The organism is Rhizobium sp. NZLR1b (assembly GCF_019685155.1).
Taxonomy (GTDB): Bacteria; Pseudomonadota; Alphaproteobacteria; order Rhizobiales; family Rhizobiaceae; genus Rhizobium.
On record NZ_JABDWC010000018.1, the window covers coordinates 34,883 to 50,672 of the forward strand.

The following is a 15,790-nucleotide window of genomic DNA, read 5'->3' on the forward strand; positions in this document are numbered from 1 at the left end:
CATCGTCACCCGAAAAATTCCCTTCAAAGTAGTCCCCATTCCCTTCGGCTTGCTTAAATGAAAGGGTGAACAAGACGACAAAATCCGCGGCGATATCCTGCCGTTGCCGATCGCCATAACCGCAAATTCGGCCGCCTGCCCCAGAAAGAGACAGGCCCCCTGGCATGTTTCCTGCTATGGACATGCCAATGAATGAACACGCCATGATCAGGGAGCCCGGGATGCCTTCACGCCGCGACATGCTGCTCCTTCTCGCCGCCTCGGCGATTGCGGGCGGGGCATCGCGTGCGCTGGCCTCGCCGCGGACGGCGGCCGCCGAGCCCAATTTGCGCGGGACGATCGACGCAGCGGAATATCGCGCCATTCCCGAAAGCGGCGACCGCAAAAACCGCAACCTTGAGCAGATGATCAAACAGGCGGCGCGGGAAAACGTGCCGGTCTTCCTGCCGCCCGGCACCTACCGGATCTCCAATCTGACCCTGCCCGACAATACACGCATATCGGGCGTGCCCGGCGCCTCGCGGATCGTCTACACCGGCGAAGGCCAGCTGTTTTCGGCCGAGAACGTGCGCCGCATCGAGCTTTCCAATCTCGTCATCGACGGCGGCAATCGCTCGCTCGCCGACCACGCCGGCGGTCTGCTGCAATTTACCGGCGTCGACGAACTGCTGATCGACAATTGCGAGATCGGCGGCAGCCGCAAACACGGGCTGCAGTTGGAGCGCTGCGGCGGGCGGATCGAGCGCAGCCGTATTTCCGGTGCCGGGCAATCCGGGCTTTATGCGGTCGATTCCGCCAATCTTTCGGTCACCGGCAATACGATCTCGGATTGCGGCAATGGCGGCATTCTGGTGCATCGCTGGAAGAAGGCGGAGGACGGCACAGTCGTTTCCGGCAACCGCATCTCCAACATCCGCGCCAATGACGGCGGCACCGGCGAAAACGGCAACGGCATCAATATCTTCCGTGCCGACGGGGTGATGGTGGTGAACAACCATATCTCCGACTGCGCCTTCACGGCGATCCGCGCCAATTCGGCGTCGGACATCCAGATCAGCAGCAACCAGTGCCGGCGATCCGGCGAGACGGCGATCTATGTCGAATTCGCCTTCGAAGGCGCCGTCGTTTCCGCCAACATGATCGACGGGGCAGCGAACGGCATCTCGATCGCCAATTTCGACGAAGGCGGCAGGCTGGCGAGCGTCACCGGCAATGTCGTGCGCAACTTGACGCTGAAAGGGCCCTACCAGCACGAGGTCGGTTTCGGCATCGGCATCGCGGCGGAGGCCGATACGCTGATCTCAGGCAATGTGATCGAAGGCGCGCCGCGCTGGGGAATGCAGATCGGCTGGGGTCCCTATCTGCGCAACGTCGTCGTCAGCGGCAATGTGGTGCGCAAGGCGCCTGTGGGATGCGCCGTCTCGGTCGCCGATGGCGCCGGCACCGCCGTCATCACCGACAACATCTTCCAGGAAACCATAGAAGGCGCGGTTTTAGGCTTCCAGTGGGAGAAGAAAGTGTCGGCCGAGATGGCCGGCGGCGGCTCGCCTTATGCGCAGCTCACCGTCGAGCGCAACCGCGTTTCGTGACTTCGTTTTCGCGAGTGCCTGGAACTCCGCCATCAAAAGCTTTCATCATCCCATCAGCGGCAGGGACTTTTCCGGGGCCGATCGCGCAACTACGGTCTCTCGGAAACATTGAGGGGATACGGTCATGCTGACAATCTACGGAGTTTATCGATCGCGCGCCTCGCGCGTCTACTGGATGGCGGAGGAGCTTGGGCTGGAGTTCCGGTCGGTGCCGGTGCTGCAAGCCAGGCGGCTCGCAGACCCGCTGGCATCAGAGGCGCCCCTCAACACGCACTCCCCGGATTTTAGTGCGGTCAACCCGATGTCACAGATCCCCAGCATCAGGGATGGCGAGTTCGTCATGCACGAGTCGCTGGCGATCAATCTCTACCTCGCCCGTAAACATGGCGGTCCGCTTTCCGGACAAACCGTCGAAGAAGACGGTTTGTTGACGATGTGGTCGATCTGGGCCGCTTCGCAGGTCGAGCCGGAGACGGTAAAGATCGTTCTGACCTATGATAACGGCCTGGAAAACAGCGATGAGGGCAAGCAGGTGATCGCCGCCGCCTGCCGCGCGCTGCGCCGGCCGCTTGCGGCTCTCGAAAACCACCTTGCCGGCAGGGAATGGATCGTCGGCGACCGCTTCACTGTTGCCGATCTCAATATCGCCGAGGTGCTGCGCTACGCCCAGAGCGAGGAGGCCGTTTTCAACGCACATCCCAATATCAAAGCGTGGATCGAGCGCTGCCAGTCTCGCCAGGCCTATAAGGCGATGCAGGCGGGCCGCAGCCTGGAGCCGGCCGAGGCCTGAGTTACCGGAACAGCGCCAGCGTGCCGGTCATTTCCTCGCGGATCCAGGCTTTGAAATCCCTGACCTTCTTCGGCTCGCGCGTGCCTTCGGCAGTGACGAAATAATGGCCGAAGCCGGTTCGGGCGCGAATGCCGAAGGGGGCAGCGAGCCGGCCTTCGGCGAGCGCAAAGGCGGCTAGCGTCTGCCAGGCAAGCATGACGCCCTGCCCGGCGATCGCCGCATCCAGGCACAGCGAAGCATCGTTGAAGACGTGGCGGGTCGCGGGTGTCGCGCCTGACAGCCCCGCCTCGCGCATCCAGACCTCCCAGGTGAACATGGCGCGGCCGTCGACGACGGCAGGCAGCGCCAGGATATCGGCTGGCTCTTGCAATCTCGCCGCCATCTCAGGCGAACAGACCGGAAAGACCTCCTGCTCCAGCAGCAGTTCGGCCTTCACATCAGGCCAATTGCCGGTGCCGACGCGGATGCCGATATCGACATCGCAAAGCGCCGGGTTGACGAGATTGGTCGTTGCATCCAGCCGCAGCTTGATATCGGGATGACGCTCGGCGAAGCGATCGAGCCTGTAGACGAGCCAGCGGGCGGCGAAAACCGGCGCCACCGAGATGGTCAGGATCGTATCGTCCTTGCGGCTTGCGATCGACACCGCCGCCGAAAGACGGGCAAAACCCTCGTTGAGCGCGAGCAGCACGGGCCGGCCGGCTGCGGTGGCGATCATTCCCCTGGCGGTGCGCTCGAAGATCACCTGACCGAGCTGGGCTTCGGCCTTGATTACTTGCTGGCTGACGGCGCCGACCGAGACGCCGAGCTCGTCGGCGGCGGCCTGCAGCGAGCCCAGACGACCGACGACTTCGAGCGCCCTGAGGCCGTTGAGATGGACCGTGTTGAGGTTCTTCATGCAGTTTTTCTATAGCAGCGTCGCCTTAATCTCAATTGAAAATCCGCTTAGGAGAGCCGACATTACAGCCTGCGGCCATCATCCCGCACCGCCGGAGAAAGCGAGGCATGCCATGTCGTTGCTGAAGTTTTTCTTGAAGCCCGCCCTTGCCATGGGCGGTGCAGACACTACGCTAGTCTGGAAGGACGATCCGCTTCGGCATCCCGAGGTCGAGCGCATGTCGATGCGCGAAATTGCCGATCTTCCGCTCGGGGCAGAGACCGGGTTTTCCGCCGAGGCCAAACCGCCGCTGGCGAAATGCGCGTGACGGTGCGCGCCGCTTAGGCGATCGATGCCTGCCAGCAAATCACCTGACCGTCTTCCGGATCGATGCGTTCGCCGGTGCGGATAAATCCGTTGCGTTCAAGGGCACGCTGCGAGGCGATGTTTTCCACGCCCGTATCGGCCGAAACGAGCCTAACGCGCGGGTCTTTCCGCGCCCATTCGAGCAATTCTCCGATAGCGCGCGTGACGTATCCACGCCGCTCGCGACCCGGAACAATCCCATAGCCTATGTGGAGTTCGCCGTTCTCAGGCGCACGGATGATGGAGCACAGTCCGACGATCTCGCCATCCTCGACAATCATCCAGGCGGAGGGGGTAAATTCGGCGCCGATCTCCGCGGCGATCCTCGCCAGCATCTCCAGAACATCCGGAGGGGCGATCGCGCTATCGGGAACCAGGCGCGTATCTGCGGGCGCGGCGCCGTTCAGCAACGCGGCGAAATCATAAGCAGTCAATTCGATGATCATATTCTTCTCGACATTGGACATGCGCAAGCTTTGGCGCGTCAAGGCCGAGCAGCAAGACTAGCCCTCGATTGAATTCGAGCCGCGTCTCGTCCTTCCGCCTCGGCCAGTGCGTTCTGAATATTTTGCGACGGCAAACAAAGGCGTTCTCCTATTGGGGCCTGATACCCGAATGAGCGAATGCGGATTGATACTGAAGCTCGCCGGCCTCTTTGTCCAGGCTTCGCAGGGGACCAATCAATTGCGTGATGTCATCCAGACGCCCTCCATCGCCACCCCATCACTTCCGCCTGTAGATGCAGATCATCACCGACAGGCTGCCGTCGCCTCCTATGTCTTCCGTCGTGGGCGCAAGAGGCGAAACCCGGCGCTCGACACTCTGGTCAGACAGATCGAGAGCGAAATCAGCCGTTACGGAGGACTGGCCCTGGCAAGCTGAAGGGCTATTTCGACAGAGCGGGCAGCCTTTCCACCGTAGAAAAACCTTACTTGGGAGCTGCATTCGGGCGACGCCACGCCAACCCGGCGTCGCGAAGCCCTATCTGTTTCAGCAAAGAGATTTTCAGTGCCAGCAATTCGAAAGATCCTGTTCGGACTCCTAGCAATTTTAACGGTCGTCATTGTCGTCAGCGCCGGCTGGCTCTGGCAGGTCGCGGGTGTTTATGGTTTCAACACCGTCCTGCGGCGCGGTGGAACCTATTGGGTCAAAGTCAAACCTGACGACGAGCGCCTTTCCGCCTCCATGCGGTTGGCGTTGAGCCCGGTAATCCCGGCCGTTTTGCCCGGGCCGCTGGTCTGGCAAGAGCCGGAGACGGGCTTCGAAGTGGCGGAGCTGCCGGTTCTTGCCGATGGCCGCGAGGTCGACCGGATCTTTCTCAGCAGAATTGACCCGGCCCGCTTTCGATTCGTCACCCGCAATGCGGCTGCGGGCGATACCGGCATCGACGAATGGGAAAAGGCTTTGCCCAACGCAGTGCTCATCGTCAACGGCAGCTATTATGACAAGCATGGCAGGCCCGACACACCGTTCATCAGCGAGGGTATTGCGATGGGGCCCCAGCAATATGACGCGAAGGCCGGCGCCTTCATTGCCGGCAAAGACGCTGCCGATATCCGCGATCTGACCCATCAAGATTGGCGGGTCGCCTTTGCCGGCGCGTCGAACGCCATGGTTTCCTATCCGCTCCTGATCGGCGACGACGGGCAGACTCATGTGAATGTGAAAAGCCGCTGGCTCGCCAACCGAACCTTCGTCGCCAGGGACGATTTGGGACGTATCGTCATCGGCACGACAAAGGACGCGTTCTTTTCTCTCGACCGGCTGGCAGAGTTTCTGAAGACCTCGCCGCTCAATCTCAAGGTGGCCCTCAATCTCGACGGCGGTCCTCTCGCCTGCCGAAGTGTCCGGCTGAATGACTATCGGCAAAAATTCTACGCTAGATGGGAAGCTCAGGTGGACGACGACAGCGTAAACCTGCTCAGCTGGCCGATTTCCGAGGCCAATTGGGCCATGCCGATGGTACTGACGGTCGAGCGGAAGTAGGTCGGCATCTGATCGAGCGCGGCGACAATCCAAGCGACCTGAACGTCTTCTCATCGCGCCGTGGAAACTGGTAAGCCATGATGCGCGGCCTCTTCACCAACAAGACGGTCCGCAATCTCGTTACGGCCGGCATCCAGCCCGGCTCCACGGTTCATGTCCCGTCTGGCGGGGCCTTGCGAGGGATCTGGCGATAGTCTCAAGGCTTGCCGCGCTGAATTGATCTGGCCCCGGCGAGGATTATCGCGAGCATCGGTGTCGGAATCTCGTTTCGCCAGCCGTCTTCAAGCCATTGTATAACGCCTTACATCGGCATCGATCTAAGGATAAAATTATAGGGAGGAAGCGATGATGATTACCATTACCGCCTTTGAACGCTCGCCGGATCGCGGCCGGGGTCTGGCGCGTGACATGCGCGTTCGCTGGGCGCTCGAGGAAGCGGGCGAGCCTTACGAGGTTCGTCTCGTTTCGTTCAAGACGATGAAGGAGCCCGCGCATTTGGCGCTTCATCCTTTCGGGCAGATTCCGACCTATGAAGAAGGCGATCTCGCTCTGTTCGAGTCCGGCGCGATCGTGTTCCATATCGCCGAGCGCCATGCGGAACTGCTGCCGGCGGATACGAATGCCCGGGCACGCGCTGTCACGTGGATGTTTGCCGCGCTCAACACAGTAGAGCCACCGATCTTCGAGCGCAGCCTCGCCACAATCCTCGAGCGCGACGAACCCTGGTACGAGCAGCGCCTGCGTGCCCTCGAAGACAGCATCTGCAAGCGGCTGGGGAGCCTTTCCGCTCGCCTTGGCGATGCCGACTGGCTCGATGGTGCGTTCAGCGCCGGCGACTTGCTGATGGTGACGGTGCTGCTCAGGGCGCAAGCATCGGGTCTATTGGAGGAATATCCAAACCTTGCCGCCTATGTCGCCCGCGGCGAAGCCCGGCCGGCCTATCAGCGTGCTTTCGCGGCCCAGCTGGCGGTGTTCACCGCCGCATCGGCAGGCTGACAAAGGTTCCGCTTTCTGTCCGAAGCGGGCGTGGTTTCAGGTTTCGGATCAATGAGGGGAAGGTGAGACAATGGCCGGCGACGTCGATGCAATATTTGAGCGCCTCAAGCAGCTGGCTGCGGAAGCAGGCTTGCTCGATGTCGAGGAAAGCACCTCCTATGGCAACCCGGCGCTGAAGGTCGCCGGAAGGAGCTTCGTCGCGGTGAAGGACGCCGAGACGATCGTGATCTCGATAGGTCTGGACGACAAGGATCATCTGCTCGAAATGGCGCCCGACATCTATTTCCAGACCGCGCATTATATCGGCTGGCCCCATCTGCCAGTGCGCGCCGCCGTGATCGGCGACGAGGAATTACGGTTGCGGCTCATCGGCGCCTGGCTGTTCCGGGCGCCGAGGAAACTTGCTGCCCGTTCCGGATATCAGCCTCGATCGTAGGCCAGCGCCCGCTGGACGGCGGGGCGCTGCAGCATGCGCGCGTGGTGATCACTGACCTTTTCGAAGCGGGCGGGATCGACACCGTCGGACGGCAGCCAGCCTGTCATCACGAAGAGATAGGGATCGGCGAGCGAATAGGCCTCGCCCATCGCCCAGGGGCCTTTGAACATCGTCTCTTCGATCAGGGTGAAACAATCCGCCATATTCTCAGGCACTTTCGCCTTCATCGCCTCGATCGCCGCCTGATCGCCGGCCCAGCGCGAGCCGCGCGGGCGATGGGCATGGTTCACATGCACGGTCGAACAGAGATAGCTGTTGAAGGCCTGCAGCCTTGCCAATTCGAAGGCATCGCCGAGCGGCGCCAGCTTGGCGTCCGGCGCGCTTTCAGCGATAAAGCTGAGGATTGCCGGGGTTTCCGTCAGCACGCCGCGCTCGGTGACAAGGGCGGGCACACGGCCCTTTGGGTTGATCTTCAGATAGTCCGGCGAGCGCTGCTCGCCATTGGCGAAGCTGAGCTTTCTCGTTTCGAAGGCGAGGCCTGATTCTTCCAGGACAATAAGGCTTGCGAGCGCGCAGGTTCCTGCCGCGTAGTACAATGTCAGCATGGTGATCCACTCCCTTTCGGCACGTGATATAGCGCAGGGATGGGTGCGCCGGAACTGGGGAGATTGGGTTTTGTCTCTGCGTCGGCGCGGGCGAGGAGCAATGATCGGCATGCCGTGCCGTCTCCCTCAACCGCCCCGAAGGGTCGGTCGAGGGAGTGAGCAAAGCCGCAAATGCGCTGAGCTTAAGCGAAGAGCAACGCTGAGGCGCCGCGCAAGTCTTCAGCCGCAGCCCGGCACGTCTTCCAGCCGATGCCAGACCGGGATGCCGCGCTCCCTGGCGATGCGCACGTCGTTATCCGCCCCCTTGGAATCGCCCGGCAGGCGCAGCACGCCTTCGCAGAGCTGCAGCAGCCGGCCGGCGACTGGGTGGAAAATCTCCTCGTAAAGCGCGTCCCCGACCGACTTACCGCCGGCGGCGTGCCAGATCGGCAGGGCCAACCATTCGCCGATCATCGGCACGTGGCCGGCGACAAACAGTGCGTGCGAGGGTTGCTCCAGCCGCTTCAAGTTGGCGGCCATTTTTTCCGGGTCGTCGCCGGTTCCGGACCGATATGGGCCGGCAATCAAAATCAACATCATCCACTCCATCGCTCCGCTTCTGCGTGAGCACTCCCGGCTTCATGCACGGGATTTCGTGAAAATGCATGATATTTCTTGAATGTCGAGTCTGTTCGTGCAATATCGGGCTAATATGTTTAATTTCGTGCAGAGACCCTATGCTGACGTCACAACGCAAAACCCTCATCCTCGACATATTGCGCCGTGATGGCCAGGTGATCGCCAAGCGCGTCGCCGAGGATTTTTCCCTTTCGGAAGACACGATCCGCCGCGATCTCCGGGAAATGGCGGCGGAGGGGCTGTTGAAACGGGTGCATGGCGGCGCGATGCCGCTTTCGCCCGACCTGCCGGATTTCACCGCGCGGGCCAGCGTCTCGTCAGAGATCAAGGCACGGCTCGGTGCTGCTGCGGCGGCGATGGTCAGGCCGGGACAGATGATCTTCCTCGACGGCGGCACGACGACGGCTGAGATCGCCCGGCACTTGCCGCGCGACATGCCGCTGACGGTTGCGACCCACAGCCCGACGATCGCCGCCGAACTCGAGCACCACCCGACCGCCGAGGTGATCCTCACCGGCGGCCGGCTCTACAAACATTCGATGGTGGCAACGGGCGCGGCAGCGGCAGCGGCGATCTCGCAGTTGCGCCCCGACCTGTTCTTCCTCGGCGTCACTGCCGCGCATCCGGTGCATGGGCTTTCCACCGGCGATTTCGAGGAGGCGGCAATCAAGCGGCATATCGCCGGCTGCGCGGCCGAAACGCATGTGCTGCTGACGGAGGAGAAATTCGATCTCGTCTCGCCCTGCCCTGTGCTTGGAATTTCCGAGGTGGCGGGATTGATCGTGCCGGCGGAGATGACGGCCGAGCGGCTGAAGCCCTATCGCGACCTCAACGGCGCGATCGCCGCAGCGTGATGGCGCGGCGGGCCGGCGGCGCGGCAGCATGCAGCAAGAGGCTTGCGGCAAGAGCCGCGACGAAGGCCGCCAGCACGGCATAAGCGGGCGCCATGCTGCCGGTTCCAAGAGTGAGCGCTGTCTGCAGATGTGGCTGCACCAGCGCGATGGCGACGGAAAGTGCCGGCATGTCGAGCAGGGTTCCGGCGGCTCGCGACAGTTCCGACATGAAGGCTACCCCAGCAAGCGCGCCGTAGACGGCCGTCAGGCCGAGTGTGAAGCGCAACGGCACCGAGGCTGCGAGCGGCATGTCGCCATCCTCGAGGGTAAGCATGAGATAGGCGACGAAAGCGGCCAGAAACAGGAAGGCGATAGGCAGCGCCGCCACCGTGGCGGGTCGCGTCAGAGCCGTTGCGTCCGCTGCCAGGAAGAGGAGGACCGGCGTGGATGCGACGAACCAGACCGCGACAATCGGCCCCCAGAACCAGATGAGCGAGAGATAGTGAAGCCGGAGCAGCGTCGCCATGAAGAGCACGCCGATCGCGGTCCAGATGCAGGCGGGTTTGAGCACGCTCGATATTGTCAGGATGGCCGGTTCGCAGGCGCCGGCCATATTCCCACAGCCGGACAATTGCATAACGAGCCAGGTGATATAGTCGCGGCTTAGCGCGGTGAACATGAAGATGCCGATACCCATCAGCATCCACCAGAGATAGCGGCCTGCAAACATGCCCTGCCCTCATGGCTTGGACTGTGCTCACGTCGCCCCGAAGGGGTGAATCCGCGATCGTAGGACGCACCCTCTTTATATTAGGTAATTCTTATTTTTCTAATAACTTATACATGCGCCTCGCACTCATCCAGCCAAGGCGGAAGTGACCCTGACATCGCCGACATGAATGCCGTTCCAATTGCGCATCGACGTTGCGGCATGGGCCATCAGGGCGGCATGCACCTTCTCTTCGGCCTCGAAGAAGCGGGCGAGTGTCGCCGCCACCATGGCTTCGGCTGCGCGGGTGGTACCATCCTCGCATTTCAGCGCAATGGCGATGCCCTTTTCCGGGATGGCGGCGCAGAAAACGCCCTCGGCGCCGGTTTTGACGAAGATGCGACCGGGGGCGATCTGCATCAACGTGGTGCAGGCGCGGCCGGAGCCCGCGACATAGAAGGGCTCGGCCATGCAGGCCTCGACCAGGCGGCGAGATGCCTTGGCGCGTAAGGGCTCCAGACCGACGCCGGTCGCCATTTTGGCAAAGCCGTGGGCTAGGCTCCTGAGCGGCACGGCATAGGTCGGGATCGAGCAGCCGTCGGTGCCGCAGCTCTCGGCGCCAAGCACGGCGCCGGTCAGGCTTTCCATCGCCGCGCGGATCTCGACTTGCAGCGGATGCTGGTAGCCGACATAGCCTCTCGGATCGACGTCCTGGTGGCAGCAGGCGCAGATGAAGCCGGCATGTTTTCCCGAGCAATTGTTGTGCAGCGCGGTCGGCGCATCGAGCGTGCGGGCCTGATGGATGAGGGTTTTCTGGTGGAACGACCAATGGGCGCCGCATTCCAGCACGTCGGCATTTCGGCCGGCGCGCGACAGCATCGACGCGGCAAGCGCTACATGCTCGTCCTCGCCATTGTGCGAAGCGCAGGCCAGCGCCAATTCCTTGTCACCGAAACCGTAAGCATCGGCTGCTCCGCTTTCGACCAGCGGCAGCGCCTGCATCGCCTTGCAGGCCGAACGCGGGAAGACGGCGGCGTCGATATCGCCCAGCGAGAAGACAAGCTTGCCGTCGCCATCGACGACAGCCACCGCGCCGCGATGGCGACTTTCGACAAGCAGGCCGCGGGTAACTTCGACGGTGACGGGATTGGTCATGGGCTCTCATCCGGGTTCTGACGGGTTGCGGCAGGCATAACGCGTCAGGGGGCGAAAGCCAACGGTGTTGACGTTTTGTCCCGGTGTAGCGACGGCCACTTAGCGGCTACCGCTCCGCGCGTGGCGAGTTTGGCGGAAACGCGCAGCCAATCTCCGTCATCCCAAGCCCTGAGCCTGGGATCCAGGCCTCGCTCAATCCGGCAAGTACCGATGTTCCGTCGCACAGCCATCACAGCGTCCAAACGATCATCACAAGAATTGACCGAAGTGATCGAAAACTATCATTTCTCTGATGTAGCCGATGCGGCTAAAGGTGGTGCATCAGGAACCGCCCCATGCCATCCACTTTTTCCTTGATCCTGCGCGATAACCGGATCCGCATTCCGGCCGTGACGCTCGTCGCGCTGGCCTTCACCTATGCCTCGACCGCGCCCTATCAGTCGATCATCGGGATCAACGAACTGGGCCTGAGCAACGGCGTCTATTCGGCGCTGATCTTCTTCTCGGCGATCGTCAACGTTACCACAAGCCTGACGCTCGGCATCTGGTCGGACAGGCTGAAAGAGCGGCGGCCGCTGGTGCTGGGACTTTCCGTCGCCGGCATGCTCGGCTTCGGATCGATCGCGATCTTTCACAGCCCGGCGGTCTTCATCGTCTCGACGCTGTTGCTGGTGCCGATGAGCAACTCCACCTATTCGCTGCTGTTTGCCAGCCTGCGCGCCAGGACCAACCAGATGGATCGCGGCCAGGCGGCGGGGATCACCGCAACGGTGCGGGCGCTGTTTTCCGGCTCATGGGCGCTGGCGCCGGGGATGATCGGCCTCTATCTGGTCAATTCGCCGTCGATGACGCCGGCCTATGGGATCGCGGCCTTCGCAAGCTTCACCTGTTTCTGCCTGTATTTCTTCTTCGCGCCCGGAAACGGCACGGCCGGTCCGTCCCCCGATCAGCCCGGGTTCTTTGCATCGCTGAAGCGGATCTTCATGCCCTATGTACTTTCGCGCGTCATCGTCATGGCGCTGCTCTTCGGGCTGCAGCGGTTAAACAGTATGCTTCTGCCGCTGATCATCACCCATGCGGCTGATGGAAGCGTGGTCGATGTCGGCTTCATCGCCGGGCTGACGGCCTTTCTCGAAATGCCGTTCATGATGATGTGGGGCATGGCGCAACGGCGGTTCCGCACCGTGCATGTGCTCGCCTTCGGAGCGCTGATCTATTGCTGCTATCTGCTGCTGCTCGGATTTGCCTCGGCGCCCTGGCACATCTATGCGCTGCTCCTCCTCAACGCCTGCGGGGCGGCGGTGATCCTCAGCGTGCCGATCACCTATCTGCAGGACCTGATCGCGGACCGACCGGGTCTCGGAACCTCGCTGATCTCGCTCAACACCTTCATCGGCACCGGCATCGCCGCCGGGCTCTTCGCCTTCGGCACTGCGATCACCGATTATTCCGGAACCGCCTTCGTCGGCGCCGCTGCAGGTCTCGCGTCGATCGGAGTCTTGCTTTATCTCGAAAGCAGCAAGCGTCAGGCGCAGCAGCCGGCCTGAAGCGCGAGCTGCTTGCGAGCGGTATCGGTCAACGACGCGTGATGCGGTAGGCGCAGCGGCGGGCGCCGAGCAGGATGTGTTCGCTGCGCTCGACCTCGGCGCCGAGGGCGGCGCGGAAGGTTTCGAGCTCGGAGCGGCAGAAGCCGGCGCAGGCAGACGCGGCTGCGCAGACGGGGCAGTGGTTTTCGACCAGCATGAATGAGCCGTCCGCCTCGCGCCAGCTGTCGGCCATGTAACCCTCGCGGGTGCGGATCGCGGCAAGGCCCTCGACACGCGCGGCAAGGTCGCCGGCATTTTCCAGTTCCTGCCGATAGCGCTGCAGCGTCTCGGCCTCGCGGGCCGAGATGACGGTGTCGAGGGCTGCCGGGCCAAGCTGTTCGACCAGCGTGCCGAGCAGGTTTACCGTCAATTCGGAATGGCCGTCGGGAAATTGGCGGTTGCCGCTGGCGGTGAGATGCCAGAGCTGACGCGGCCGACCCCGGCCCGTGGCGCCGACGGTAACCGGCTCCACCAGCCCCTGCTCCGCCAGCTTGGCGAGCTGCTGGCGGGCAGCCTCGCCTGAAATGCCGAGCGCATCGCCGATCGCGGCGCCAAGCTGCGGACCTTCGGTCTTTATCAGGATCAGGATCCGGTTGGCGGGGGACTGGCGCATATTTTTCCAAGTGACATCTTGTTTTAATCCGGGAAGCATGTAATTTTCCAATTTATAACTTGGAAAATAATTCTTCGCCAGCAAAAATCTCGGGATCATTCCATGTCCGATATCGACCAGACTGCAGCCATCCCCAGCGCCAGCTCCCTCCTCCGCCTCTTCCTGCCCGAGCACCTGCCGGCAACATTGATGCTTGCCGGCGGCGTGGCGCTTTATGCGGTGGAGAGCTACATCATGGCGACGATCGCGCCTTCGATCGTGCGCGACATCGGCGGGCTGGCGCTGTTTTCCTGGGTCACCAGCCTGTTCGTCGCCGCAGCTGTGCTCGGCTCGATCTTCGTCGCCATGCGGCCGCGGGGGATCGGGCTTCGCGCCATCTATGTGATCGCCGCGCTGGTCTTCGGCGTCGGCAGCCTGATTGCTTCAGCCGCACCGTCGATGCCGGTGGTGTTGCTCGGACGCGCGGTGCAGGGTCTCGGCACCGGGGCGCTGGCAGCGCTTGGCTATGCCTTCATCCGATTCGTCTATCCCGAGCCGCTATGGACGAAGGCGTCGACGCTTTATGCGGCGATCTGGGGTGTGGCGACCGTCATCGGACCGACGCTCGGCGGCTTCTTCGCCGCCGGCAGCAGCTGGCGCTATGCCTTCATCGTGCTGGTGCCGCTCGGCCTAGTGATGGCGGTGCTGGCGCCGCGGCTGTTGCCCGAGGTCGAAGACGACCGTGAGCAGGCCAAGACGCCGGTTGCCCAGATCGGGCTGCTGCTTGGCGCCGTGCTGATGGTCAGCACCGCCGGAACGATCGAAACGACGGCTGCGAAAATCGCTTTGATCGCGGCCTCGATCGCCGCGGTCGCCGGCATGCTTTTCATCGAGGGGAGAAGCCCGAACCGGCTGCTGCCCTCCGGCGCCGTCAGCCTTTCCAGGCCGATTGCACGCGTTTACCTGACAATGCTCGCCATGACGGTCGTGCTCGTCAGCGACGTCTTCATTCCCTATTTCCTCCAGGTCCTGCACGGGGTGACGCCGCTTGTCTCGGGTTATCTCGTCGCCCTCGTCGCCCTCGGCTGGACGTTTGCGGCCTTCCTCAGCGGCTCGCTGACCGGCCGGAAGGCGTATTTGGCCATCGTTGCCGGTGCGCTTATCGAGGCGGCGGCGACGGCCTGCCTCGCGCTCTTCCTCGCCAGCGACAATCCGAATGCGCATGTGCTCGTCATCGTGCCGGCAGCGATCGGCATGTTCATGATGGGCGTCGGCGTCGGTCTTGGCTGGGCGCATCTCGTCGCCATGGTCCTGACGCTGGTTGCCGACAACGAACAGGACAAGGCGTCCTCGGCGATCCCGACGATGAGTTCGCTCGGCGGCGCTTTCGGAGCCGCTTTTGCCGGCGTCATCGCCAATGGCGCCGGCCTCGTCGATCCCGGCGGTGTATCAGGGGCGCTGTCGGCGGCCTACTGGCTCTATCTGCTGATGGCGCTGCCCGGCGTTCTGGCTCTCGGCGTCTCACTGACATTGATGCACGTCGCCCGCAACGCGGATAAAACGCTCAGCCGAGGCGCAGCATGATCTTGCCGACGTGGCTGCCCTCTTCCATCAGCCGATGGGCTTCGACGACCTCTTCAAAGGCAAAGACCTTGTGGATGACGGGGGCGACGGTGCCGGCTTCCAAAAGCGGCCAGACCTCGGAGAGCAGGTCGTCGCGGATGGCACGTTTTTCTTCCGCGGTGCGCGGGCGCATCGTGGAGCCGGTGACCGTCAACCGCTTGACCATGATCGGCTGGAGATTGACCTTTTCGGCAACGGCGCCGCCGAGGAAGGCGATGATCGACAGGCAGCCGTCTTTTCCAAGCGATGCGAGATTGCGCTCGAAATAGGAGGCGCCAATCATGTCAAGGATGATGTCGACGCCGTGGCCGGTCTCGGCCTTGATCACCTCGGCGAAATCCTCGCGTCTGTAGTTGATCGCCCGTTTGGCGCCGAGCTTTTCGCAGGCATCGCATTTCTCACCTGAACCGGCCGTGGCATAGACCTCGGCGCCGAAGGCACGGGCGAGCTGGATCGCCGTCGTGCCGATGCCGCTGGAACCGCCATGGATCAACACGGTCTCGCCTTCCGTCAGCCCGGCCATCTGGAAAAGATTGGCCCAAACGGTGAAGAAGGTTTCGGGAAGGGCGGCAGCCTTGACCGCATCATAACCCTTGGGAAAGGGCAGGATCTGGCCGGCCGGCAGCAGGCAATATTCGGCATAGGCGCCGCCATTGGCGAGACCGCAGACCTTGTCACCGACGCGATAGCCGCTGACGCCGGCGCCGATCGCGACGATTTCGCCCGAAAGCTCCAGGCCGAGGATCGGGCTCGCGCCCTTGGGCGCGGGATAGCTGCCCTGGCGCTGGGCGACATCGGGGCGGTTGACGCCGATCGCCTCGGCGCGGACGAGAACCTCGCCCTCACCCGGCACCGGCAACGGGCGCTTGCCAATCGTCATCACCTCCGGTCCGCCGAAGGACGGCAGATCGACGAAACGCATTTCCTGAGGCAGTGACATAGCGCGACCCTCCCTGAAGCATTTTTCAGGCATTCCGGACGCAAAACCGCTGCACACTTTTGCTTGAAATGCTCTGCGCCAAGGAAATA

General features: G+C 62.7%; 17 protein-coding genes and 2 pseudogenes. 11 read left to right on the top strand and 8 right to left on the bottom strand.

Annotation, left to right across the window (positions count from 1 at the left end; genetic code table 11):
* The first annotated feature begins 221 nt into the window (after positions 1 to 221).
* Positions 222 to 1,589 (top strand): TIGR03808 family TAT-translocated repetitive protein, encoded by a 1,368-nt coding sequence (locus tag HJB84_RS22955; protein ID WP_221117005.1) that lies wholly within the window; start codon positions 222 to 224, stop codon positions 1,587 to 1,589.
* A gap of 124 nt (positions 1,590 to 1,713) precedes the next feature.
* Positions 1,714 to 2,379 carry a glutathione S-transferase family protein gene (locus HJB84_RS22960; protein ID WP_221117006.1) on the top strand — a complete coding sequence of 222 codons (666 nt, stop codon included), beginning with the start codon at positions 1,714 to 1,716 and terminating at the stop codon, positions 2,377 to 2,379.
* Between the two features lies 1 nt (position 2,380).
* Here HJB84_RS22960 and HJB84_RS22965 read toward each other — a convergent pair whose 3' ends face one another.
* Positions 2,381 to 3,277: a LysR substrate-binding domain-containing protein gene (locus HJB84_RS22965; protein WP_221117007.1), complete on the bottom strand. Its 897-nt coding sequence runs from the start codon at positions 3,275 to 3,277 to the stop codon at positions 2,381 to 2,383.
* 112 nt (positions 3,278 to 3,389) lie between these two features.
* Here HJB84_RS22965 and HJB84_RS22970 point away from each other — a divergent pair, with 112 nt between their 5' ends.
* Positions 3,390 to 3,584, top strand: coding sequence for a hypothetical protein (locus HJB84_RS22970; protein WP_207583427.1), 195 nt, complete (start codon positions 3,390 to 3,392; stop codon positions 3,582 to 3,584).
* 13 nt (positions 3,585 to 3,597) lie between these two features.
* On the opposite strand, the gene HJB84_RS22975 is transcribed toward HJB84_RS22970, so the two are convergent.
* Entirely contained in the window at positions 3,598 to 4,089 is a 492-nt protein-coding gene (locus HJB84_RS22975) for a GNAT family N-acetyltransferase (RefSeq protein WP_221117008.1), read from the bottom strand.
* A 272-nt stretch (positions 4,090 to 4,361) separates the two neighbouring features.
* On the opposite strand from HJB84_RS22975, the pseudogene HJB84_RS22980 reads away from it, so the two are divergent.
* From HJB84_RS22980 to HJB84_RS22995, 5 genes and pseudogenes are all read left to right on the top strand, one after another.
* Positions 4,362 to 4,504, top strand: a pseudogene (locus HJB84_RS22980) (LysR family transcriptional regulator); the annotation flags it as partial.
* A gap of 126 nt (positions 4,505 to 4,630) precedes the next feature.
* Entirely contained in the window at positions 4,631 to 5,608 is a 978-nt protein-coding gene (locus HJB84_RS22985) for a phosphodiester glycosidase family protein (RefSeq protein ID WP_221117009.1), read from the top strand.
* A pseudogene (locus tag HJB84_RS34150) lies at positions 5,602 to 5,784 on the top strand (hypothetical protein); the annotation flags it as partial. The gene HJB84_RS22985 and the pseudogene HJB84_RS34150, both read left to right, overlap by 7 nt.
* Before the next feature lie 169 nt (positions 5,785 to 5,953).
* Positions 5,954 to 6,604, top strand: coding sequence for a glutathione S-transferase family protein (locus HJB84_RS22990; protein ID WP_221117010.1), 651 nt, complete (start codon positions 5,954 to 5,956; stop codon positions 6,602 to 6,604).
* Positions 6,605 to 6,674: 70 nt separating this feature from the next.
* Complete coding sequence (locus HJB84_RS22995) at positions 6,675 to 7,040, top strand: MmcQ/YjbR family DNA-binding protein (RefSeq protein ID WP_221117011.1); 366 nt, start codon at positions 6,675 to 6,677, stop codon at positions 7,038 to 7,040.
* Here the strand turns inward: HJB84_RS22995 and HJB84_RS23000 are convergent.
* Together HJB84_RS23000 and HJB84_RS23005 are read right to left on the bottom strand one after the other, a co-directional pair.
* Positions 7,025 to 7,645: a glutathione S-transferase family protein gene (locus tag HJB84_RS23000; protein ID WP_221117012.1), complete on the bottom strand. Its 621-nt coding sequence runs from the start codon at positions 7,643 to 7,645 to the stop codon at positions 7,025 to 7,027. The genes HJB84_RS22995 and HJB84_RS23000 overlap by 16 nt on opposite strands.
* Positions 7,646 to 7,864: 219 nt before the next feature.
* A complete protein-coding gene (locus HJB84_RS23005) occupies positions 7,865 to 8,221 on the bottom strand; it encodes a DUF4406 domain-containing protein (RefSeq protein ID WP_221117013.1) in 357 nt (118 codons plus the stop codon).
* Between the two features lie 140 nt (positions 8,222 to 8,361).
* On the opposite strand from HJB84_RS23005, the gene HJB84_RS23010 reads away from it, so the two are divergent.
* Positions 8,362 to 9,117, top strand: coding sequence for a DeoR/GlpR family DNA-binding transcription regulator (locus HJB84_RS23010; protein ID WP_221117014.1), 756 nt, complete (start codon positions 8,362 to 8,364; stop codon positions 9,115 to 9,117).
* Here the strand turns inward: HJB84_RS23010 and HJB84_RS23015 are convergent.
* Together HJB84_RS23015 and HJB84_RS23020 are read right to left on the bottom strand one after the other, a co-directional pair.
* Positions 9,092 to 9,826: a hypothetical protein gene (locus HJB84_RS23015; RefSeq protein WP_221117015.1), complete on the bottom strand. Its 735-nt coding sequence runs from the start codon at positions 9,824 to 9,826 to the stop codon at positions 9,092 to 9,094. The genes HJB84_RS23010 and HJB84_RS23015 overlap by 26 nt on opposite strands.
* A gap of 126 nt (positions 9,827 to 9,952) precedes the next feature.
* The gene (locus HJB84_RS23020; RefSeq protein ID WP_221117016.1) at positions 9,953 to 10,960 is read right to left on the bottom strand and encodes an asparaginase; all 1,008 of its coding nucleotides are present in this window, start codon (positions 10,958 to 10,960) and stop codon (positions 9,953 to 9,955) included.
* Positions 10,961 to 11,295: 335 nt separating this feature from the next.
* Between HJB84_RS23020 and HJB84_RS23025 the strand changes: the two genes are divergently transcribed.
* Positions 11,296 to 12,507 (top strand): MFS transporter, encoded by a 1,212-nt coding sequence (locus tag HJB84_RS23025; RefSeq protein ID WP_221117017.1) that lies wholly within the window; start codon positions 11,296 to 11,298, stop codon positions 12,505 to 12,507.
* 28 nt (positions 12,508 to 12,535) lie between these two features.
* Here HJB84_RS23025 and HJB84_RS23030 read toward each other — a convergent pair whose 3' ends face one another.
* Positions 12,536 to 13,159 (bottom strand): metalloregulator ArsR/SmtB family transcription factor, encoded by a 624-nt coding sequence (locus HJB84_RS23030; protein WP_221117018.1) that lies wholly within the window; start codon positions 13,157 to 13,159, stop codon positions 12,536 to 12,538.
* 102 nt (positions 13,160 to 13,261) lie between these two features.
* On the opposite strand from HJB84_RS23030, the gene HJB84_RS23035 reads away from it, so the two are divergent.
* A complete protein-coding gene (locus tag HJB84_RS23035) occupies positions 13,262 to 14,722 on the top strand; it encodes an MFS transporter (protein ID WP_221117019.1) in 1,461 nt (486 codons plus the stop codon).
* On the opposite strand, the gene HJB84_RS23040 is transcribed toward HJB84_RS23035, so the two are convergent.
* Positions 14,703 to 15,701, bottom strand: a complete 999-nt coding sequence (locus tag HJB84_RS23040) for an NAD(P)H-quinone oxidoreductase (protein WP_221117020.1) — start codon at positions 15,699 to 15,701, stop codon at positions 14,703 to 14,705. The two genes, HJB84_RS23035 and HJB84_RS23040, sit on opposite strands and share 20 nt — an antisense overlap.
* Positions 15,702 to 15,790: the final 89 nt, after the last annotated feature.